The following is a 20,325-nucleotide window of genomic DNA, read 5'->3' on the forward strand; positions in this document are numbered from 1 at the left end:
AAATGAGACAAGCAGGGGCATTCGGGTTGGTACCCGAACTATCAGCGTGATCCTAAGTGGCTTGTTTTGGTCGCTGCACTTGGCCTTTTGCAAGCAAACTCGGTGTTTTCGCCGGTGGTGTCCCCAAATCGAGGGTGACCAAGCATGCAAGAAAGCGTGATGCAGCGCATGTGGAACAGCGGCTATCTTTCAGGTGGTAACGCTGCCTATGTGGAAGAGCTTTATGAGCTCTACCTGCACGACCCTAACGCTGTGCCAGAAGAATGGCGCACCAAATTTCAGACGTTGTCTTCAGACGGCAACGCTGCCACCGATGTATCGCACGCAACAATTCGCGATCAATTTGTGCTGCTGGCAAAGAACCAGCGCCGCGCCCAACCGGTTTCCGCCGGTAGCGTGAGCAGCGAGCATGAGAAGAAGCAAGTTGAAGTATTGCGACTGATCCAGGCTTACCGGATGCGTGGCCACCAGGCGGCCCAGCTTGACCCGCTGGGGCTCTGGAAGCGTCCTGCACCTGCTGACCTGTCGATCAATCATTACGGCTTGACCAATGCCGATCTTGATACGACCTTCCGTGCCGGCGACCTGTTCATCGGCAAAGAGGAAGCGAGCCTACGCGAAATTCACGAAGCGTTGCAGCAGACATATTGCCGCACCATCGGCGCTGAGTTTACGCACATCACCGATTCCGAGCAGCGCCACTGGTTCCAGCATCGCCTGGAAGGTGTGCGTGGCCGTCCGGTTTTGTCCGCCGACGTGCGCAGCCACTTGCTGGAGCGCGTGACCGCGGCCGAAGGTCTCGAGAAATACCTGGGTACCAAATACCCGGGCACCAAGCGTTTCGGCCTGGAAGGCGGCGAAAGCCTGATTCCAATGCTCGACGAGTTGATCCAGCGTTCCGGTTCCTACGGCACCAAGGAAATCGTGATCGGCATGGCTCACCGTGGTCGCCTGAACGTGTTGGTCAACACCTTCGGCAAGAACCCGCGTGAACTGTTCGACGAGTTCGAAGGCAAGAAGAAGGTCGAACTGGGTTCCGGTGACGTCAAGTATCACCAGGGCTTCTCGTCCAACGTAATGACTACCGGCGGTGAAGTTCACCTGGCCATGGCCTTCAACCCGTCCCACCTGGAAATCGTTTCTCCGGTGGTCGAGGGTTCGGTGCGTGCTCGCCAGGATCGTCGTAACGATTCCACCGGTGAGAAAGTCCTGCCGATTTCCATCCACGGTGACGCGGCGTTCGCCGGTCAAGGCGTGGTCCTGGAAACGTTCCAGATGTCGCAGACTCGCGGCTTCAAGACCGGCGGTACGGTTCACATCGTCATCAACAACCAAGTCGGTTTCACCATCAGCAACCCGCTGGACGCGCGCTCTACCGAGTACGCGACCGACGTTGCCAAGATGATCCAGGCGCCGATCCTCCATGTGAATGGTGATGATCCGGAAGCCGTGTTGTTCGTGACCCAGCTCGCCATCGACTACCGCATGCAGTTCAAGCGTGACGTGGTCATCGACCTGGTTTGCTACCGCCGTCGCGGTCACAACGAAGCGGATGAGCCGAGCGGCACCCAGCCGTTGATGTACCAGCAGATCACCAAGCAGCGCACCACCCGTGAACTGTACGCCGACAGCCTGATTACGGCCGGCGTGGTTGACGATGCGCGTGTTCAGGCGAAAGTCGACGAATACCGCAACGCGCTGGACAACGGCCTGCATGTAGTGAAAAGCCTGGTTAAAGAACCGAACAAAGAGCTGTTCGTGGACTGGCGCCCGTACCTGGGCCACGCCTGGACGGCGCGTCACGACACCTCGTTCGACCTCAAGACCCTGCAGGAACTGTCCGCCAAGCTGCTGGAAATTCCAGATGGCTTCGTGGTGCAGCGCCAGGTTGCGAAGATCTACGAAGACCGTCAGAAGATGCAAGCCGGCGGCCTGCCGATCAACTGGGGTTACGCCGAAACCATGGCGTACGCGACCCTGGCGTTCGAAGGTCACCCGATCCGCATGACCGGCCAGGACATCGGCCGTGGTACGTTCTCGCACCGTCACGCGGTACTGCACAACCAGAAAGACGCGACCACCTACGTACCGCTGCAACACCTGTACGAAGGCCAGCCACGTTTCGACCTGTACGACTCGTTCCTGTCCGAAGAAGCCGTACTGGCGTTCGAATACGGCTACTCCACCACCACGCCAAATGCGCTGGTGATCTGGGAAGCCCAGTTCGGCGACTTCGCCAACGGTGCCCAGGTGGTTATCGACCAGTTCATCACCAGCGGTGAGCACAAGTGGGGCCGTCTGTGCGGTCTGACCATGTTGCTGCCACACGGTTATGAAGGTCAGGGTCCGGAGCACTCCTCGGCCCGTCTGGAGCGTTACCTGCAGCTGTGCGCCGAGCACAACATCCAGGTGTGCGTGCCGACTACCCCGGCCCAGATCTACCACTTGCTGCGTCGTCAGGTGATCCGCCCGCTGCGCAAGCCGCTGGTAGTGCTGACCCCGAAATCGCTGTTGCGTCACAAATTGGCCATCTCGACCCTGGAAGATCTGGCCGACGGTTCGTTCCAGACCGTGATTCCAGAAATCGACACCCTGGACGCTGCCAAGGTCACTCGCCTGGTCCTGTGCAGCGGCAAGGTTTACTACGACTTGCTGGAAAAACGCCGTGCCGAAGGCCGCGAAGACATCGCCATCGTGCGTATCGAGCAGCTTTACCCGTTCCCGGAAGACGACCTGATGGAGGCCATCGCGCCTTACACCAACCTCACCCACGCGGTGTGGTGCCAGGAAGAACCGATGAACCAGGGCGCGTGGTACAGCAGCCAGCATCATTTGCGTCGCAGTATCGGTAACCACAAAACAGGCCTGGGCCTGGAGTACGCCGGTCGTGATGCTTCTGCTGCACCTGCGTGTGGTTATGCGTCGATGCACGCCGAGCAGCAGGAAAAACTGCTGCAAGATGCTTTCACTGTTTAACGCCTTCGCGCTGACTGAAACCGAATTTTAAGGACCCACAGATAATGGCTATCGAAATCAAAGCCCCGTCATTCCCGGAATCGGTTGCCGATGGCACCGTTGCCACCTGGCACAAGAAACCAGGCGACGCTGTAAAGCGTGACGACCTGATCGTCGACATCGAGACCGACAAAGTCGTTCTGGAAGTGTTGGCCGAAGCTGACGGCGTGCTGGGCGCGATCGTGGCTGAAGAGGGCGCTACCGTCCTGTCGAACCAGATCCTGGGCTCGATCGAAGCGGGCGGCGCTGCTGCTCCTGCTCCGGCCGCCGCTGCTGCTCCAGCTGCCGCACCTGCCGCTGCCGCTCCGGCTGCAGGTGGTGAAGACCCGATCGCTGCACCGGCTGCGCGTCAGCTGGCTGAAGAAAACGGCATCAACCTGGCGTCCCTCAAGGGCACCGGCAAAGACGGCCGCGTAACCAAGGAAGACGTGGTTGCTGCTGTCGAAGCCAAGAAAAACGCTCCGGCTGCTGCACCGGCCAAGGCTGCAGCACCTGCTGCCGCTGCGCCTGTGTTCGCTGCTGGCGACCGCACCGAGAAGCGCGTACCGATGACCCGCGTGCGTGCCACCGTGGCCAAGCGTCTGGTTGAAGCACAGTCGAACATGGCGATGCTGACCACCTTCAACGAAGTCGACATGACTGAAGTCATGGCCCTGCGTTCGAAGTACAAGGATCTGTTCGAGAAGTCCCACAATGGCGTGCGCCTGGGCTTCATGTCGTTCTTCGTGAAAGCGGCCACCGAAGCGCTGAAACGCTTCCCGGCAGTCAACGCTTCCATCGACGGCAGCGACATCGTTTACCACGGCTATGCAGACGTCGGCGTTGCCGTGTCCAGCGACCGTGGCCTGGTAGTACCGGTCCTGCGTAACGCCGAGCTGATGAGCCTGGCTGAAATCGAAGGCGGCATCGCCGGCTTCGGCAAGAAAGCCCGTGACGGCAAGCTGACCATCGACGAGATGACCGGCGGTACCTTCACCATCACCAACGGTGGTACCTTCGGTTCGATGATGTCGACCCCGATCGTCAACCCGCCGCAAGCTGCGATCCTGGGCATGCACAACATCATCCAGCGTCCGATGGCCATCAACGGCCAAGTCGTGATCCGCCCGATGATGTACCTGGCGCTGTCGTACGATCACCGCCTGATCGATGGTAAAGAAGCCGTGACTTTCCTGGTAACCATCAAGAACCTGCTGGAAGACCCGGCTCGTCTGCTGCTGGATATCTGATAGAAGCAGCTGCAAGTTGCGAGCTACAAGCTGTAGGAACAAGCAGCTTGGCTTGCAACGTGTGGCTAGAAGCTTGTCGCAAATAGAGGATCTATTTTCATGACACAGAAATTTGACGTTGTAGTGATTGGTGCAGGTCCTGGCGGCTACGTTGCCGCCATCAAGGCCGCACAACTGGGCCTCTCGACTGCTTGCATTGAAAAATACACCGACAAGGAAGGCAAACTGGCGCTGGGCGGTACTTGCCTGAACGTTGGTTGCATTCCTTCCAAGGCGCTGCTGGACAGCTCCTGGAAATTCCACGAAGCCCAAGACGGTTTCGCGATCCACGGCATCAACCATGCTGGCGTGACCATGGACGTGCCAGCAATGGTCGGCCGTAAAGCCAACATCGTTAAAGGCCTGACTTCCGGCGTTGCCACCTTGTTCAAGGCCAACGGCGTGACTTCCCTGCAAGGCCACGGCAAGCTGCTGGCCGGCAAGAAAGTTGAAATCACCAAGCCGGACGGCTCGGTTGAAGTCATCGAAGCCGAAAACGTGATCCTGGCACCAGGTTCGCGTCCAATCGACATTCCGCCTGCTCCTGTTGACCAGAACGTGATCGTTGATTCGACCGGCGCCTTGGAATTCCAAGCGGTTCCCAAGCGTCTGGGCGTGATCGGCGCTGGCGTAATCGGCCTGGAACTGGGTTCGGTATGGTCGCGCCTGGGTTCTGAAGTGACTGTGCTGGAAGCCCTGGACACGTTCCTGCTGGCTGCCGACACTGCAGTGTCCAAAGAAGCGCTGAAAACCCTGACCAAGCAAGGTCTGGATATCAAGCTGGGCGCCCGTGTTACCGGTTCCAAGGTCAACGGCGAAGAAGTCGTTGTGACCTACACCGATAAACAAGGCGAGCAGACCATCACCTTCGACAAGCTGATCGTAGCCGTGGGTCGCCGTCCAGTGACCACCGACCTGCTGGCTTCCGACAGCGGCGTGAACATCGACGAGCGTGGTTTCATCCACGTTGACGATCATTGCGCTACTACCGTGCCAGGCGTGTATGCCATCGGCGACGTGGTTCGCGGCATGATGCTGGCGCACAAGGCTTCCGAAGAAGGCATCATGGTTGTCGAGCGCATCAAGGGTCATAAAACCCAGATGAACTACGACCTGATCCCATCGGTTATCTACACCCACCCGGAAATTGCATGGGTCGGCAAGAACGAACAGCAGTTGAAAGCTGAAGGCGTTGAAGTTAACGTCGGCACCTTCCCGTTTGCCGCTTCTGGCCGTGCCATGGCAGCTAACGACACCGGTGGTTTTGTCAAAGTCATCGCTGATGCCAAGACTGACCGCGTATTGGGCGTCCACGTGATTGGCCCGAGCGCTGCAGAACTGGTTCAGCAGGGCGCGATCGGTATGGAATTCGGCACCAGTGCCGAAGACCTGGGCATGATGGTCTTCTCCCATCCGACCCTGTCCGAAGCGTTGCACGAAGCAGCGTTGGCAGTGAATGGCGGCGCCATCCACATCGCCAACCGCAAGAAGCGCTAAGCGAGATAATAAGAAACCACGGCGGAGTTGCCCGTCGTGAGCCTTGCGCGCAAGACTCACCGCGGAATATCCGCTGGACGCAGCCTTGCACAGTTTTACGGGTCTTAAGCCTCGCAAATTGTGCAAGCAGCAGTCACAGGTGGTGCGGCACTCATAATGAGCGCAGCGCCGAATGCGCAGTACCTAACGAAGACGGTAAAAAGCATGAATCTTCACGAGTATCAGGGTAAGCAGCTGTTCGCTGAATACGGCCTGCCAGTATCCAAGGGTTACGCAGTAGACACCCCGGAAGCAGCAGCAGAAGCTTGCGACAAAATCGGTGGTACCGAATGGGTTGTCAAAGCCCAGGTCCACGCCGGTGGTCGCGGTAAAGCGGGCGGCGTCAAGCTGGTTCGCAGCAAAGAAGACGCCAAGGCCTTCGCACAGCAGTGGCTGGGCAAGCGTCTGGTGACTTACCAGACTGATGCCAATGGCCAACCAGTCACCAAGATCCTGGTTGAATCGTGCACTGATATCGCTAAAGAGCTGTACCTGGGCGCTGTCGTTGACCGTTCGAGCCGTCGCATCGTGTTCATGGCTTCCACCGAAGGTGGCGTGGACATTGAGAAGATCGCCGAAGAAACCCCAGAAAAAATTCTGAAAGCCACTATCGATCCACTGGTTGGCGCTCAGCCATTCCAGGGTCGCGAGCTGGCTTTCCAGCTGGGCCTGGAAGGCAAGCAAGTTGCCCAGTTCGCCAAGATCTTCGTAGGTCTGGCCAAACTGTTCCAGGATCACGATCTGGCCCTGCTGGAAGTGAACCCGCTGGTGATCAAGGCTGACGGCGATCTGCACTGCCTCGACGCCAAGATCAACATCGACGCCAACGCCATGTACCGTCAGCCTAAGCTGAAGACTTTCCACGATCCGTCGCAAGACGATCCGCGCGAAGCGCACGCTGCCAAGTTCGAACTGAACTACGTAGCCCTGGAAGGTAACATCGGTTGCATGGTCAACGGTGCTGGCCTGGCCATGGGTACCATGGACATCGTCAACCTGCATGGCGGCAAACCAGCCAACTTCCTCGACGTGGGCGGCGGTGCTACCAAAGAACGCGTTACCGAAGCGTTCAAGATCATCCTGTCCGACTCCAACGTCGCAGCAGTATTGGTCAACATCTTCGGCGGCATCGTTCGTTGCGACATGATTGCCGAAGGCATCATCGGTGCAGTGAAAGAAGTTGGCGTTAAAATCCCGGTTGTTGTTCGCCTTGAAGGTAACAACGCTGAACTGGGCGCTAAAGTACTGGCAGAAAGCGGTTTGAACATCATCGCGGCTACCAGCCTGACCGACGCTGCTCAACAAGTTGTCAAAGCTGCGGAGGGCAAATAATGAGCGTCCTGATCAATAAAGACACCAAAGTTATCTGCCAGGGTATTACCGGTTCGCAAGGTAGTTTCCACACCCAGCAAGCCATCGAATACGGCACCAAGATGGTTGGTGGTGTTACTCCTGGTAAAGGCGGTACCGAGCACCTGGGCCTGCCAGTGTTCAACACCGTGAAAGACGCTGTAGCTGCCACTGGCGCCACCGCCAGTGTGATCTACGTTCCAGCTCCTTTCTGCAAAGACTCGATCCTGGAAGCGGCATTCGGCGGCATCAAGCTGATCGTTTGCATCACCGAAGGCATTCCTACCCTGGACATGCTGGACGCTAAAGTTAAGTGCGACGAGCTGGGCGTAGTCCTGATCGGCCCTAACTGCCCAGGCGTGATCACCCCAGGCGAATGCAAGATCGGCATCATGCCAGGTCACATTCACTTGCCAGGTAAAGTCGGTATCGTTTCGCGTTCCGGCACCCTGACCTACGAAGCTGTCAAGCAGACTACTGACGCCGGTTTCGGTCAGTCGACTTGCGTCGGCATCGGCGGTGACCCGATCCCAGGTTCGAACTTCATCGACATCCTGAAACTGTTCCAGGAAGACCCGAAGACCGAAGCGATCGTGATGATCGGTGAGATCGGCGGTTCGGCTGAAGAAGAAGCGGCTGCCTACATCAAGGCACACGTGACCAAGCCGGTTGTTTCCTACATCGCTGGTGTGACTGCCCCTGCAGGCAAGCGCATGGGCCATGCTGGCGCAATCATCTCTGGCGGCAAGGGCACAGCAGACGAGAAGTTTGCTGCCCTGGAAGACGCAGGCGTTAAAACCGTGCGTTCGCTGGCAGACATCGGCAAGGCTTTGTCCGAGCTGACCGGTTGGGCTGTCAAGTAAGCCTCGCGCTTAGCTGACGCTTCACCACACAAAGGCCACCTTCGGGTGGCCTTTGTGCATTCTGGATTTGCCCATTTTTTGGCAGATTTACTCGGTCAAGTGTGGGAGCTGGCTTGCCTGCGATAGCAGTGTGTCAGCCAACACATTTGGCACAGACAGATCGCTATCGCAGGCAAGCCAGCTCCCACAGGGACGGCACTGCCAAATTAAGTATGAAAACGCGACATTTGGATGTCGCTTATCGGACAGTCCGCCCCGCAACAGTGCGTTTGTCGGCTTATTTCTGTACTCTAGCCGCCTCTTTATGCGTCCGCCTCCCAAAAGGAAGCCGCGCGCTAGACCGGTCGGTCCCCATCAGGGCCGGCAGCAGTTCCCTCATCCACAGGGAATCCCTCTCTAAATTCCGATTCAGTAGTGTGGTATTTCCTGAAATGAAAGTGTTGAAAAGCCAGGACATCCTGGCGTTAGGCTTTATGACTTTTGCCCTGTTCGTGGGCGCCGGCAACATCATCTTCCCGCCTATCGTTGGTTTGCAGTCCGGGCCTCACGTCTGGATGGCAGCGCTGGGCTTCCTGATCACCGCAGTTGGCTTGCCGGTGGTCACCGTGATCGCGCTGGCCAAGGTCGGCGGCGGCATGGACGCATTGAGCAGTCCGATCGGCAAGATCGCCGGTGGCCTGCTGGCGGCGGCGGCGTACCTGGCGGTAGGCCCGCTGTTCGCCACCCCGCGCACCGCGACCGTTTCGTTTGAAGTGGGCCTGGCGCCGCTGACCGGCGAAAGCCCGCTCGCGCTGTTCCTCTACAGCTCGGTGTACTTCCTGCTGGTGTTCTTCATTTCCCTGTACCCAGGGCGTCTGCTGGACACGGTAGGGCGTTTTCTCGCACCGTTGAAGATCATCGCCCTGGCCGTGATGGGCATCGCTGCGTTTGCCTTGCCGGCCGGTGATGTGGGTGTTGCCACCCCGGAATACGTCGCTGCACCGTTCTCCCAGGGCTTTATCAATGGCTACTTGACCATGGATACCCTCGGCGCGCTGGTGTTCGGTATCGTCATCGTCAACGCGATTCGTTCCCGTGGTGTTGAGTCGCCAAAGCTGATCACTCGCTATGCGATCATCGCCGGGCTGATTGCCGGCGTGGGCCTGGCGCTGGTGTACATCAGCCTGTTCCGCCTGGGTTCGGGCAGCCACGCGGTGGCGGCCGGTGCCAGCAATGGCGCGGCAGTGCTGCACGCCTACGTGCAACACACCTTCGGCTCCCTGGGCAGCGGCTTCCTCGCGGTGTTGATCTCCCTGGCGTGCTTGGTCACCGCCGTGGGCCTGACCTGTGCTTGCGCCGAGTACTTCAGCAAAGTGCTGCCATTGTCTTACAAGACGCTGGTGGTGATCCTGGCGCTGTTCTCGCTGTTCGTGTCCAACCTGGGCCTGACCAAGCTGATTGCCTTCTCGATCCCGGTGCTCACCGCGATCTACCCGCCGTGCATCGTGCTGGTGGCCCTGAGCTTCTGCAAAGACTTCTGGCAGGAGCAGGGCCGTATTGTTGGCCCGGTGATGCTGGTGTCGTTCATCTTTGGTTGCATCGACGCGCTTAAAGGCGCTGGCTTGGCCGATTGGATGCCTGCACAGTTGGCGCACCTGCCGCTGAGTGAGCAAGGTTTGGCCTGGCTGGTGCCATCGGTGATTACGCTGGGGGTGGCGGTAGTGGTTGACCGGATGCTCGGCAAGCGTAGCGAAGCCATCGCCTGACTCAAGGTTTCACGCTGTACTGAAATGCCCCGTATCAATCGATACGGGGCATTTTTTATGCCTGCAAGACCACAACGCTCTAAAGTTGGAGTTCGGTCAATGTGGGAGCTGGCTTGCCTGCGATGGCGTCGGTTCAGTCACTGCTGTGTCGCCTGATCCACCGCCATCGCAGGCAAGCCAGCTCCCACATTTTTAACCGTGTTTGTCTTTAATCATCGTATACAAGGCCCTGCATGTCGTTCATCGAAACCAATCAAATCCACCTGCTGGCCGCCTTCTGGTTTGCCCTGTGCTGGGGGGGCTACACCCGCTATGCCAGTTGGAAAGCCCGAGACACCGCCTGCCTGGCCAGCGTGCTGCACCTGTATCGCGAAGACTGGATGCGCCGTATGCTGCTGCGCGATAACCGGATTGCCGACGCCAGTGTGATCGGCAACCTGGAGCGCAATGCCTCGTTCTTCGCCTCCAGCACGTTGATTATTCTCGCCGGTATTCTCACCGTGCTGGGCGCATCCGAGCGTGCGGTATCGTTGCTGGCGGACATCCCCATGGTGCAGCAGGCGTCACAGGGTATGTCGGAAATCAAGCTGCTGTGCCTGGCGCTGGTGTTCGTCTACGCGTTCTTCACCTTCAGCTGGTGCATGCGTCAATACAACTTTGCCGCCGTGCTGGTGGGCTCGGCGCCGATGATCGGTGAGCGGCAGGTGTCGGAGCAGGAGCGCAAGGCATTTGCCCTGCGGGCGGCGCGGGTGATTTCGATGGCGGCCAACCAGTTCAACTTTGGCCTGCGTTCGTATTACTTCGGCATGACCATGCTGGCCTGGTTTGTCAGCCCCTGGTTGTTCATGTTGATGAGCAGCGGTGTGGTACTGGTGCTGTATCGCCGCGAGTTTCATTCCGACGTACTGCAGGTGATGGTTTATACGCCGACCGATATGCCGGTAGCCGAGCCGGCTAAAGAAACCGTGTCTTGATGAGTGGCACCCAGGGTTAATCAAATTCTATAAATCGCAGGCAAAGTAAAGCCCGCTATGTAAGCGGGCTTTCTTTTTGCAGCAAATGCCAGGCTATTAGTTCTTGGCAGGTTCTGCAGGTGCAGCTTCTTTCGCGGCGGCTTCGTTCGATTCAGCCTGAGCTTTGGCAGCATCGGCGTTTTCTTTCGCAGCGTCGTTCACTTTATCCTGTGCTTTCGCCATGTCCTTCTGAGCTTGCTCAGAATGCGCGGCGGCATCTTGGGCTTTGTCTTCGGATTTCTTATCGCAGGCAGCGAGACCGAGGGCAGCGGCCAACATCATGGAAATAGCTAAAGTCTTGCGCATGGGGTGTTTCTCCTTATTGAAGATATCTACTGGCCTTTCGAGCTTGGACGGCCAGCATTAGTTCCTTTTGTTTCAAAGATATATAAAACACCGCTGCCAAGGAACTTTTAGTCCTGTCCCGGCTACTGCGCAAACCCACACTAATAAGAGTCTGCACACATGACCGAAAATCCCTTGTTAGAGCGTGCCACACGCTTTGTTTTGGCCCTGCGCCATTGCCAGGTGCTGGGCATCATCGTGCATGCCGCCAGCGAGGAAGGCATGACGCTGGCCCTGCCTTACGGCCCGCATATCGTCGGTGACCCTCAGACCGGCGTGATTCACGGCGGCGCGCTGACCTCACTGATGGACACCGCCTGCGGCATGGCCACGCTGTGCGTGCTGCCGGAGTTCGAGGTGTGCCCGACCCTGGATTTGCGCGTCGACTATATGCATCCCGCCGAGCCGCACAAGCCGGTGTATGGCTTTGCACAATGCTACCGGGTGACCACCGACGTGATCTTTACTCGTGGCTTTGCCTACCAGGATGATCCTCAGCAACCCATCGCCCATGTGGTGGGCACCTTCATGCGCATGGGCAAGCGCCTCAAAGGCACGCAAGGACTCGGCAATTCGATCAAGGGAGACCAGGCATGACGCATCGATTCAAGACCCGCCTCGAACAGGCCCATGAGCGCGGCGACTATGAGGCGTTGCTCAACCTGGTGCCCTACGCCAAGCTGATCGGCATCGAATGCTCAAGGTTGGGGGATGAGCTGCTGTTTCGCTTGCCGGCCAACAAGGACAATATTGGTAACCCGATATTGCCAGCGCTGCACGGCGGTGTGATCGCAGGTTTTATGGAGCTGTCGGCAGCGTTACATTTGCTGGTATTTACCGGTGCGCCAGGTTTGCCGAAAATCATCGATTTTTCCCTGGATTACCTGCGTGCCGGGCAGTTTCGCGACACTTACGCCAAATGCCAGGTGTGGCGCCAAGGCCGCCGGGTGGCGAATGTGGCGATCACCGCCTGGCAAAGCACCGCCGCTGAGCCGATTGCCACCGCTCGCGCACATTTCAAAATTGAGGAATTGGTGCGCCCTTGAAATCCTGGTCTTAGCCCCCAACTTTGATGACAACCCGCCGCCAACCCTTTCGGGCGCGGCCACTGCCATCCAATTGGAGTTTGATGACCATGAGTGTGGAAACTCAAAAGGAAACCCTGGGCTTCCAGACCGAGGTGAAGCAACTGCTGCACCTCATGATCCATTCGCTGTATTCCAACAAGGAAATCTTCCTTCGCGAATTGATCTCGAACGCCTCTGACGCTGTCGACAAATTACGTTTCGAAGCCCTCTCCAAGCCTGAGTTGCTGGAAGGTGGCGCCGAACTGAAAATCCGTGTGAGCTTCGACAAGGACGCCAAGACCGTCACCCTCGAAGACAACGGCATCGGCATGAGCCGCGAAGACGCGATTACCCATCTGGGTACCATCGCCAAATCCGGCACCGCAGACTTCATGAAGAACCTGTCGGGCGACCAGAAGAAAGATTCGCACCTGATCGGCCAGTTCGGCGTGGGCTTCTATTCGGCCTTCATCGTCGCCGACAAGGTTGAAGTATTCAGCCGCCGCGCCGGCCTTGACGCCAGCGAAGGCGTGCACTGGGCCTCCAAAGGTGAGGGCGAGTTCGAAATCGCCACTGTCGACAAGGCTGACCGTGGCACGCGTATCGTGCTGCACCTCAAAGCCGCTGAAGATGAATTCGCCGACGGCTACCGCCTGCGCAATATCATCAAGAAATACTCCGACCACATCGCTTTGCCGATCGAACTGCCGAAAGAACAAGTGGCTGTCGAGGGCGAAGAGAAACCTGCCCAGGAATGGGAAGTGGTCAACCGTGCCAGCGCCTTGTGGACCCGCCCTCGTACCGAAGTCAAAGACGAGGAGTACCAAGAGTTCTATAAGCACATCGCTCACGACTACGAGAACCCGCTGAGCTGGAGCCACAACAAGGTCGAAGGCAAGCTGGAATACAGCTCGCTGCTTTATGTACCGGCCCGTGCCCCATTCGATCTGTACCAGCGTGAGGCGCCAAAAGGCCTGAAACTGTACGTGCAGCGCGTGTTCGTGATGGACCAGGCGGAATCGTTCCTGCCGCTGTACCTGCGCTTCATCAAAGGTGTGGTCGACTCCAACGACCTGTCGCTGAACGTGTCGCGCGAAATTCTGCAGAAAGACCCGATCATCGACTCCATGAAGTCGGCTCTGACCAAGCGCGTGCTCGACATGCTGGAAAAGCTGGCGAAGAACGAGCCTGAGCAATACAAGGGCTTCTGGAAAAACTTCGGCCAGGTCATGAAAGAAGGCCCGGCAGAAGATTTCGCCAACAAGGAAAAAATCGCCGGCCTGCTGCGTTTTGCCTCGACTCAGGGTGACGACGGCGAGCAGATCGTGTCGTTGGCCGAGTACCTGGCACGCGCCAAGGAAGGTCAGGACAAGATCTACTACCTGACCGGCGAAACCTACGCCCAGGTCAAGAACAGCCCGCACCTGGAAGTCTTCCGCAAGAAAGGCATCGAAGTGCTGCTGTTGACCGACCGTATCGACGAGTGGCTGATGAGCTACCTCAGCGAGTTCGACGGCAAGACCTTCGTCGACGTGGCCCGTGGTGACCTGGACCTGGGTAACCTGGACTCCGAAGAAGAGAAGAAGGAAGCCGAAGAAGTCGCCAAGGCCAAAGAAGGCCTGGTTGAGCGGATCAAGACTGCCTTGGGCGATGCCGTCAGCGAAGTGCGGGTTTCCCACCGTCTGACCGACTCTCCGGCGATTCTGGCCATCGGTGAGCAGGACCTGGGCATGCAGATGCGTCAGATCCTCGAAGCCAGCGGGCAGAAAGTGCCGGATTCCAAGCCGATCTTCGAATTCAACCCGGCTCACCCGCTGATCGAGAAACTCGATGGCGAGCAGAGTGAGGAGCGTTTTGGCGACCTGTCGCACATCCTCTTCGACCAGGCAGCCCTGGCTGCCGGTGACAGCCTTAAAGATCCGGCCGCGTATGTGCGCCGCCTGAACAAGCTGTTGGTTGAACTGTCGGTTTAACACCGTTGTAGAAAAACCCGCTTCGGCGGGTTTTTTCGTTCTAACGCACCTCAACTGGAGTAAATGATGAGCCAAGTCACTGTACGTTCCGTGGTCTATCAGATTGATGGCCAGTCTTATGAAAGCCGCCTGGCGTTCGATGCCAGCCACAAAGGCCCGCTGCCGGGCCTGCTGATGGCGCCGAACTGGATGGGGGTGAGTGCGGGTGCCGAGGAAATCGCCAAGAGCGTGGCCAGCAAAGGCTACGTGGTACTGATCGCCGACCTGTACGGGCAAACCGTGCGCCCGACGAATGGCGATGAAGCCGGCGCTGCGATGATGCCGTTGAAGAACGATAACCCGGCGCTGCTCAAGCGCATGCAGGCGGCCTTTGAGCAACTGCAAAGCCAGACCGAAGCGGCCGTTGATACCTCGAAGCTGGCGACCTTCGGTTTCTGCTTTGGTGGTTTCTGCTCGCTGGAGCTGGCACGCACCGGTGCGCCGTTGAAGGCTGCGGTGTCGTTCCACGGCACGATCGACACACAAAACCCGGCAGGTGCCAAGCACGTCAAGGGTTCGGTGCTGGTGCTGCACGGCGCGTCCGATCCGTTGGTGCCGAAAGAGCAACTGCCGGCGTTTGAGCAAGAAATGAACGCCGCCGGTGTGGATTGGCAACTGCTGAGCTACGGCGGCGCGGTGCATTCCTTTACTGACCCGCACGCCAATGTGCCGGGCAAGATGATGTACGACGCGAAGACGGCCAAGCGTGCGTTCCAGTCGATGCATAACTTGCTGGATGAAGTGTTCAAGGGCTAAAGCTTTAGCGCCTGTTCCGGCCTCATCGCAGGCAAGCCAGCTCCCACACTTTGAACTGTGAAAACAGTCGACAGGTGGGAGCTGGCTTGCCTGCGATAGCTATCTGACAGGCAACTCGATTCTTTCTGACTCACCCGGCACCGTCGGCCAATCCCCGGCCGCCCAGCGCTGCCTGGCCTGTTCAATCACCGCCGGATCGCTCGCGACAAAATTCCAATTGATCCGGCGTGGCCCATCCAGCGGCGCGCCGCCGAACACCACCACGTGGCAATCGCTTTCGGCAAACAAGGTCATTTCCTGCCCGCTCGGCAATACCACCAGGCTATGCGCCTCCACTGCCTCACCGTCCAACTGCACCTCGCCGTCCAGCACATACACCGCGCGCTCCTCATGCTCATCCGGGATCAGCAGCGTCGTGGCCGTGTGCATCTGCACCTCGGCATATAGCGTAGGCGACAGCACCGGCACCGGCGATTTAAGGCAGAAACCCGCGCCTGCGATCAGGCGAATCTGCACGCCCAGGTTATCGCTCACCGGCAGGCTTGCCGCCGGGTGATGGCTGTAGTGGCCCGGCCCGGTTTCATGGTCCTTGGGCGAGGCCAGCCACACCTGCAGGCCGTGCAAGCTGAAACCACTGGCCTTGAGGGCTTCGGGCGTGCGCTCGACGTGGGCAATTGCGCTGCCGGCGGTCATCCAGCTGACGTCGCCGGCTTGCACTACCTGGTCCGAGCCCAGGCTGTCCTTGTGTTGCAGGGCGCCTTCGAACAGGTAGGTGAGGGTGGACAGCCCGATATGCGGGTGCTGGCGGATATTCATGCCGGTGCCGGGTGCATAGCGGGTCGACAACATATGGTCGAAAAACACAAAAGGCCCGACGCTGCGGCATTCGCGTGACGGCAGCGGTCGCAGGATCGGCTGGCCTTCGACGTCTTCGGCGCGCGGGCGGATCACGGTAAGGGTGGTCATGGGGCGTCCCTGTCTGAGCGGGTTAGGTGCTACTGAGCATAACCCGCTCGACGGGAGGTTGGGGCTACTGGCTGAAAGCGCCTTCGGACAGTTTGGTTTCGATGGTGACGTCGGCAGTGGTCATCAGCTTGTGTACCGGGCACTTATCGGCGACGCGATGCAGCTCATCGCGCTGCTCATCGCTGAGTACGCCCTTGAGCGTCAGCTTGACGTTGAGCTTGTACTTGCCTTTTTGCTCCTCTGAGCTGTCGTGGGTAACTTCCACGGTGACGCCGGTGAGCGGGATGTCTTTTTTCTGCGCGTAGAGCTTGACGGTCAGCGCCTTGCACGAGGCCAGGGCGGCGTCGAAATAATCGTGGGGCGAGGGCGCCGAATCATCACCGCCCAGGCTCTTGGGCAGGTCGGTGAACAGTTCGTGGTTGTTGATGTTCACGCTGTGGCGAAAGTTGTCGTGGTTAAGCGTATTGACGGTAACAGGCATGGCAAACCTCACGAGGGCAGTAAAAGGTCATGCAGTTATAGAGCATGCCGGCACTTCAGTGTTCCGTGTTTTTTCCAATGGCTGCCCGCGCGATTGCCAAGCGCGTTGATATCGCATTTTCGTCTTACGCAAACGCGACAAAGGGCCGATACCTTTCAGGAGACCTGCTGCAGGTGGATGCAGCGCATTCGGAAGGAATCCAGGCATGAGTATCCGTAGTTTGAATATCGCCCCGCGCGCAGGCTTAGGCTTTGGCGTGCTGGCATTGATGGTGTTTGCCCTGGGCGGCTTCGCCCTGCTGCAGATGGCCAATATGCGCCAGCAGTCCGATCAGGTGGAGAACAACTGGCTGCCCAGCGTGATGGCGGTGGGGGAGATGAGCCAGGACCTGTTGCGGGTGCGTGCCCTCACCCTGCGTTTGGTGGTCAACCGTGACCCGCAGGCGTTGGCGCAGAACGAACAGAAGCTCACCGACCTGAAAAACGGCCTGCACCATGCGCAGACGCTCTACGAAGGGTTGATCGTACTGCCCGAAGAGCGTGTACTGTTTGATCGTTTCAAAAACCAGGAGCAGCAATACCTGCAACGTCAGGAGCAGGTGATGGCGTTTTCCAAGGCCAACCAGCTGGAGGATGCGATCAGGATCGTCAATGGGGAGATGAATCAACTGGCCGATGAGATGGCCGCGACCCTGCACGACCTGGTCGCCTTGAACAAGGCCAGTGCCAACCAGGCCGCGAACCTCGCGCAGAGCGTATTCACCCAATCGCGCACATGGGTGGTTGGCATGATAGTGCTCACAGCATTGATCACCATTGGCCTGGCGGTATGGCTGACCCGCAGCATCGTGCTGCCGTTGGCGCAGTCGCTGAAGGTTGCCCAGGGCGTGGCAGGCGGCGACCTCACTGGTGAGATCAACGTAACCGGCAACGATGAACCCGCGCGCTTGCAGCAGGCGCTCAAGGGCATGCAGGAGAACCTGCGCGACACCATTCGACGGATTGCCGAGTCTTCGAACCAATTGGCCTCGGCTTCTGAAGAACTCAGTTGTGTGACTGAAGATGCGACCCGTGGTTTGCACCAGCAGAACCAGGAAATTGAACAGGCGGCCACGGCGGTCAACCAGATGACCGCGGCGGTGGAGGAGGTGGCGAGCAATGCGGTGGCCACGTCACAGGCGTCCCGTGAGTCTGACCGCATTGCCCAGCGTGGGCGCGAGCAGGTGCATCAGACCGTGGTGTCGATTGAAGCGCTGGCCGATGACGTCACATCCAACGCGACCCAGGTTGAGGACTTGGCGCAGAAGGTCTATGGCATCAGCAAGGTGTTGGATGTGATTCGCTCGATTGCCGAGCAGACCAACTTGCTGGCGCTGAATGCCGCGATCGAAGCGGCGCGCGCGGGCGATGCCGGACGTGGGTTTGCGGTGGTGGCCGATGAAGTGCGGGCACTGGCCCATCGCACGCAGCAGTCGACTCAGGAAATAGAATTGATGATAAGCGGGATTCAGCAAGGCACCGATCAAGCTGTCAGTTCGATGCAGCAGAGCAATACGCGGGCGCGCTCTACGTTGGATATCGCCAAGTCGGCGGGCACGGCGTTGGAGGAGATTGCGTCGGCCTTTACCTTGATCAACGAGCGCAACCTGGTGATTGCGAGTGCCTCGGAGCAGCAGGCAGCGGTGGCGCGGGAGGTGGATCGCAATTTGATGAATATTCGCGACCTGGCGCATCAGACGTCGACGGGCGCTAACCAGACCAGTGCGGCGAGCCAGGAGTTGTCGCGGTTGGCGGTGGACCTGAATACCATGGTGGCGCGGTTTTCGGTGTAGGGCTTGGGACCGAGGTGACGCTATCGCAGGCAAGCCAGCTCCCACATGTTGAATGGCGAACACCGCCATATGTGGGAGCTGGCTTGCCTGCGATGAAGGCGACTCGGTCTCATTCCATTGCCCACAAAAAAGCCCCGAACCAGTCGGGGCTTTTCCAGGTGATCAACCTGCGGGGCTTACTTGCCCTGCCAGCGTTTCAGTACCAGGGTGGCGTTGGTGCCACCGAAGCCGAAGCTGTTGCTCATCACGGTGTCGATTTTTGCGTTTTCAACGGTCTTGGTCAGGATCGGCATATCGGCGACGACCGGGTCGATCTCGTCGATGTTGGCCGAGCCGGCCATGAAGTTGCCTTCCATCATCAGCAGGCAGTAGATCGCTTCGTGAACGCCGGCGGCGCCCAGGGAGTGACCCGACAGGCTCTTGGTGGAGCTGATGGCCGGAGCCTTGTCACCGAATACCGCACGCACGCCTTCCATTTCCTTGGCATCGCCGACCGGAGTCGAAGTGCCGTGGGTGTTCAGGTAGTCGATTGGGGTGTCCACGGTGGACATGGCCATCTGCATGCAACGAATGGCACCTTCGCCGCTCGGCGCAACCATGTCGTAACCGTCGGAAGTAGCGCCGTAGCCGACGATTTCCGCGTAGATTTTTGCACCACGGGCCAGAGCGTGTTCCAGCTCCTCGACCACCACCATGCCGCCACCGCCGGCGATGACGAAGCCGTCACGCTTGGCGTCGTAGGCGCGGGAGGCCTTTTCCGGGGTTTCGTTGTACTGGGTGGACAGCGCGCCCATGGCGTCGAACAGGAACGACTGGCTCCAATGTTCTTCTTCGCCGCCGCCAGCGAAAACGATGTCCTGCTTGCCCAGCTGGATCTGCTCGACCGCAGTACCGATGCAATGAGCACTGGTGGCGCAGGCAGAGGAGATCGAGTAGTTCACACCCTTGATCTGGAACGGGGTGGCCAGACAGGCCGAAACAGTGCTGCCCATGGTCCGCGTTACGCGGTACGGGCCAACGCGTTTCACGCCTTTTTCGCGCAGGATGTCCAGCGCTTCCATCTGGTTGAGGGTCGATGCGCCGCCGGAGCCGGCGATCAGGCCGGTGCGTACGTTCGAAACCTGGTCTTCGCTCAGGCCGGAATCGGCAATGGCGTCTTTCATGGCCAGGTAAGCGTAAGCGGCAGCGTGGCCGACGAAGCGATAGATCTTGCGATCAATCAGTTCTTCGAGGGGCAGGTCAATGGAGCCGGAAACCTGGCTACGCAGACCCATTTCGGCATATTCCGGGTTGAAGCGGATGCCAGGGCGACTTGCACGCAGGTTAGCGGTGACGGTCTCTTTGTCATTGCCCAGGCAAGAAACAATGCCCAGACCAGTGATAACGACGCGGCGCATGCGGATAACCCTTAAAAGTTGTCAGTGGAAGTGAATACGCCGACCCGAAGGCCTTCGGCAGTATAGATCTCGCGACCGTCGACAGTCACCGAACCGTCGGCGATAGCGAGGTTCAGCTTGCCCTTGAGGACGCGCTTGATTTGAATGTTGTAGGTGACTTTCTTGGCAGTCGGCAGGACCTGGCCAAAGAACTTCACTTCGCCCGAACCCAGGGCGCGGCCGCGACCTGGCAGGCCTTGCCAGCCCAGGTAGAAACCGACCAGTTGCCACATGGCATCAAGGCCCAGGCAGCCCGGCATCACAGGGTCGCCTTCGAAATGGCAGGCGAAGAACCACAGGTCAGGGGTGATATCCAGCTCGGCGACCAATTCACCTTTGCCGTACTTGCCACCCTCTTCGCTGATATGGGTGATGCGATCCACCATCAGCATGTTCGGGGCGGGCAGTTGCGCGTTACCTGGGCCGAACAGCTCACCGCGACTGCAGCGCAGCAGGTCTTCCCGAGTAAAGGCGTTTTGTTTGGTCATGCGAGCTCCTCAATAATCCCATGCGGCAGGGCAGGGTAAATCTTCCCGGACCGAATGAAGCGTTCATGCCTCATACCGGCAGCCTACACATAGACTATTGCGTTGTAGTGAAAGTCACAGCGTCAAGGTACTCAATGTACACTTGTTCACTGA

The 20,325-nt window shown here is 58.7% G+C and carries 17 protein-coding genes and 1 pseudogene; 13 read left to right on the plus strand and 5 right to left on the minus strand.

Features of this window, described 5'->3' with window-relative positions; translation table 11 throughout:
• Positions 1-144 precede the first annotated feature (144 nt).
• The 7 genes from GIW28_RS07920 to GIW28_RS07950 all read left to right on the plus strand — a co-directional run bounded on the left by GIW28_RS07920 (position 145) and on the right by GIW28_RS07950 (position 10,751).
• The gene (locus tag GIW28_RS07920; RefSeq protein WP_017134445.1) at positions 145-2,976 is read left to right on the plus strand and encodes a 2-oxoglutarate dehydrogenase E1 component; all 2,832 of its coding nucleotides are present in this window, start codon (positions 145-147) and stop codon (positions 2,974-2,976) included.
• Between the two features lie 44 nt (positions 2,977-3,020).
• The gene (gene odhB, locus GIW28_RS07925; protein ID WP_017134446.1) at positions 3,021-4,244 is read left to right on the plus strand and encodes a 2-oxoglutarate dehydrogenase complex dihydrolipoyllysine-residue succinyltransferase; all 1,224 of its coding nucleotides are present in this window, start codon (positions 3,021-3,023) and stop codon (positions 4,242-4,244) included.
• A 99-nt stretch (positions 4,245-4,343) separates the two neighbouring features.
• Positions 4,344-5,780 (plus strand): dihydrolipoyl dehydrogenase, encoded by a 1,437-nt coding sequence (lpdA, locus tag GIW28_RS07930; RefSeq protein ID WP_236447776.1) that lies wholly within the window; start codon positions 4,344-4,346, stop codon positions 5,778-5,780.
• Between the two features lie 204 nt (positions 5,781-5,984).
• Entirely contained in the window at positions 5,985-7,151 is a 1,167-nt protein-coding gene (gene sucC, locus GIW28_RS07935) for an ADP-forming succinate--CoA ligase subunit beta (protein ID WP_003210567.1), read from the plus strand.
• On the plus strand, positions 7,151-8,032 hold the full coding sequence (sucD, locus tag GIW28_RS07940) for a succinate--CoA ligase subunit alpha (RefSeq protein ID WP_003210566.1): 882 nt from the start codon (positions 7,151-7,153) through the stop codon (positions 8,030-8,032). Before sucC ends, sucD begins: the two co-directional genes overlap by 1 nt.
• A 431-nt stretch (positions 8,033-8,463) precedes the next feature.
• Entirely contained in the window at positions 8,464-9,777 is a 1,314-nt protein-coding gene (gene brnQ / locus GIW28_RS07945) for a branched-chain amino acid transport system II carrier protein (protein ID WP_236447775.1), read from the plus strand.
• Positions 9,778-10,010: 233 nt separating this feature from the next.
• Positions 10,011-10,751, plus strand: coding sequence for a DUF599 domain-containing protein (locus GIW28_RS07950; RefSeq protein ID WP_017134479.1), 741 nt, complete (start codon positions 10,011-10,013; stop codon positions 10,749-10,751).
• Between the two features lie 96 nt (positions 10,752-10,847).
• Here the strand turns inward: GIW28_RS07950 and GIW28_RS07955 are convergent, their stop codons facing one another.
• Positions 10,848-11,096 carry a hypothetical protein gene (locus tag GIW28_RS07955; protein ID WP_099549025.1) on the minus strand — a complete coding sequence of 83 codons (249 nt, stop codon included), beginning with the start codon at positions 11,094-11,096 and terminating at the stop codon, positions 10,848-10,850.
• A 159-nt stretch (positions 11,097-11,255) separates the two neighbouring features.
• On the opposite strand from GIW28_RS07955, the gene GIW28_RS07960 reads away from it, so the two are divergent.
• The 4 genes from GIW28_RS07960 (at position 11,256) to GIW28_RS07975 (ending at position 14,970) form a co-directional block, all read left to right on the plus strand.
• The gene (locus GIW28_RS07960; protein WP_017134477.1) at positions 11,256-11,732 is read left to right on the plus strand and encodes a PaaI family thioesterase; all 477 of its coding nucleotides are present in this window, start codon (positions 11,256-11,258) and stop codon (positions 11,730-11,732) included.
• A complete protein-coding gene (locus GIW28_RS07965) occupies positions 11,729-12,181 on the plus strand; it encodes a PaaI family thioesterase (RefSeq protein ID WP_017134476.1) in 453 nt (150 codons plus the stop codon). Before GIW28_RS07960 ends, GIW28_RS07965 begins: the two co-directional genes overlap by 4 nt.
• An 89-nt stretch (positions 12,182-12,270) precedes the next feature.
• The gene (gene htpG, locus GIW28_RS07970; protein WP_236447037.1) at positions 12,271-14,175 is read left to right on the plus strand and encodes a molecular chaperone HtpG; all 1,905 of its coding nucleotides are present in this window, start codon (positions 12,271-12,273) and stop codon (positions 14,173-14,175) included.
• A 66-nt stretch (positions 14,176-14,241) separates the two neighbouring features.
• Positions 14,242-14,970 (plus strand): dienelactone hydrolase family protein, encoded by a 729-nt coding sequence (locus GIW28_RS07975; protein WP_017134474.1) that lies wholly within the window; start codon positions 14,242-14,244, stop codon positions 14,968-14,970.
• Positions 14,971-15,069: 99 nt separating this feature from the next.
• Here GIW28_RS07975 and GIW28_RS07980 read toward each other — a convergent pair whose 3' ends face one another.
• Positions 15,070-15,936, minus strand: coding sequence for a pirin family protein (locus tag GIW28_RS07980; protein WP_099549022.1), 867 nt, complete (start codon positions 15,934-15,936; stop codon positions 15,070-15,072).
• Between the two features lie 64 nt (positions 15,937-16,000).
• Entirely contained in the window at positions 16,001-16,417 is a 417-nt protein-coding gene (locus GIW28_RS07985) for an OsmC family protein (RefSeq protein WP_099549021.1), read from the minus strand.
• Between the two features lie 205 nt (positions 16,418-16,622).
• Here GIW28_RS07985 and GIW28_RS30745 point away from each other — a divergent pair.
• Both GIW28_RS30745 and GIW28_RS30750 read left to right on the plus strand, forming a co-directional pair.
• Positions 16,623-17,393 (plus strand): annotated as a pseudogene (locus GIW28_RS30745) (MCP four helix bundle domain-containing protein); the annotation flags it as partial.
• Complete coding sequence (locus tag GIW28_RS30750; protein ID WP_371318486.1) at positions 17,385-18,248, plus strand: methyl-accepting chemotaxis protein; 864 nt, start codon at positions 17,385-17,387, stop codon at positions 18,246-18,248. The pseudogene GIW28_RS30745 and the gene GIW28_RS30750, both read left to right, overlap by 9 nt.
• 176 nt (positions 18,249-18,424) lie before the next feature.
• Here the strand turns inward: GIW28_RS30750 and fabB are convergent, their stop codons facing one another.
• Together fabB and fabA are read right to left on the minus strand one after the other, a co-directional pair.
• Positions 18,425-19,645, minus strand: coding sequence for a beta-ketoacyl-ACP synthase I (gene fabB / locus GIW28_RS07995; RefSeq protein ID WP_017134470.1), 1,221 nt, complete (start codon positions 19,643-19,645; stop codon positions 18,425-18,427).
• A gap of 11 nt (positions 19,646-19,656) precedes the next feature.
• On the minus strand, positions 19,657-20,172 hold the full coding sequence (gene fabA, locus GIW28_RS08000) for a 3-hydroxyacyl-[acyl-carrier-protein] dehydratase FabA (RefSeq protein ID WP_003210552.1): 516 nt from the start codon (positions 20,170-20,172) through the stop codon (positions 19,657-19,659).
• Between the last annotated feature and the right edge of the window lie 153 nt (positions 20,173-20,325).

The organism is Pseudomonas sp. PA-5-4B, from assembly GCF_021606215.1.
In the GTDB taxonomy this organism is placed as follows: Bacteria; Pseudomonadota; Gammaproteobacteria; order Pseudomonadales; family Pseudomonadaceae; genus Aquipseudomonas; species Aquipseudomonas edaphica.

Coding starts and splice junctions, on each gene's coding strand:
- GIW28_RS07920 (WP_017134445.1), top strand. CDS start 145: ATGCAAGAAAGCGTGATGCAGCGCATGTGGAACAGCGGCTATCTTTCA.
- odhB (WP_017134446.1), top strand. CDS start 3,021: ATGGCTATCGAAATCAAAGCCCCGTCATTCCCGGAATCGGTTGCCGAT.
- lpdA (WP_236447776.1), top strand. CDS start 4,344: ATGACACAGAAATTTGACGTTGTAGTGATTGGTGCAGGTCCTGGCGGC.
- sucC (WP_003210567.1), top strand. CDS start 5,985: ATGAATCTTCACGAGTATCAGGGTAAGCAGCTGTTCGCTGAATACGGC.
- sucD (WP_003210566.1), top strand. CDS start 7,151: ATGAGCGTCCTGATCAATAAAGACACCAAAGTTATCTGCCAGGGTATT.
- brnQ (WP_236447775.1), top strand. CDS start 8,464: ATGAAAGTGTTGAAAAGCCAGGACATCCTGGCGTTAGGCTTTATGACT.
- GIW28_RS07950 (WP_017134479.1), top strand. CDS start 10,011: ATGTCGTTCATCGAAACCAATCAAATCCACCTGCTGGCCGCCTTCTGG.
- GIW28_RS07955 (WP_099549025.1), bottom strand. CDS start 11,096: ATGCGCAAGACTTTAGCTATTTCCATGATGTTGGCCGCTGCCCTCGGT.
- GIW28_RS07960 (WP_017134477.1), top strand. CDS start 11,256: ATGACCGAAAATCCCTTGTTAGAGCGTGCCACACGCTTTGTTTTGGCC.
- GIW28_RS07965 (WP_017134476.1), top strand. CDS start 11,729: ATGACGCATCGATTCAAGACCCGCCTCGAACAGGCCCATGAGCGCGGC.
- htpG (WP_236447037.1), top strand. CDS start 12,271: ATGAGTGTGGAAACTCAAAAGGAAACCCTGGGCTTCCAGACCGAGGTG.
- GIW28_RS07975 (WP_017134474.1), top strand. CDS start 14,242: ATGAGCCAAGTCACTGTACGTTCCGTGGTCTATCAGATTGATGGCCAG.
- GIW28_RS07980 (WP_099549022.1), bottom strand. CDS start 15,936: ATGACCACCCTTACCGTGATCCGCCCGCGCGCCGAAGACGTCGAAGGC.
- GIW28_RS07985 (WP_099549021.1), bottom strand. CDS start 16,417: ATGCCTGTTACCGTCAATACGCTTAACCACGACAACTTTCGCCACAGC.
- GIW28_RS30750 (WP_371318486.1), top strand. CDS start 17,385: ATGCAGGAGAACCTGCGCGACACCATTCGACGGATTGCCGAGTCTTCG.
- fabB (WP_017134470.1), bottom strand. CDS start 19,645: ATGCGCCGCGTCGTTATCACTGGTCTGGGCATTGTTTCTTGCCTGGGC.
- fabA (WP_003210552.1), bottom strand. CDS start 20,172: ATGACCAAACAAAACGCCTTTACTCGGGAAGACCTGCTGCGCTGCAGT.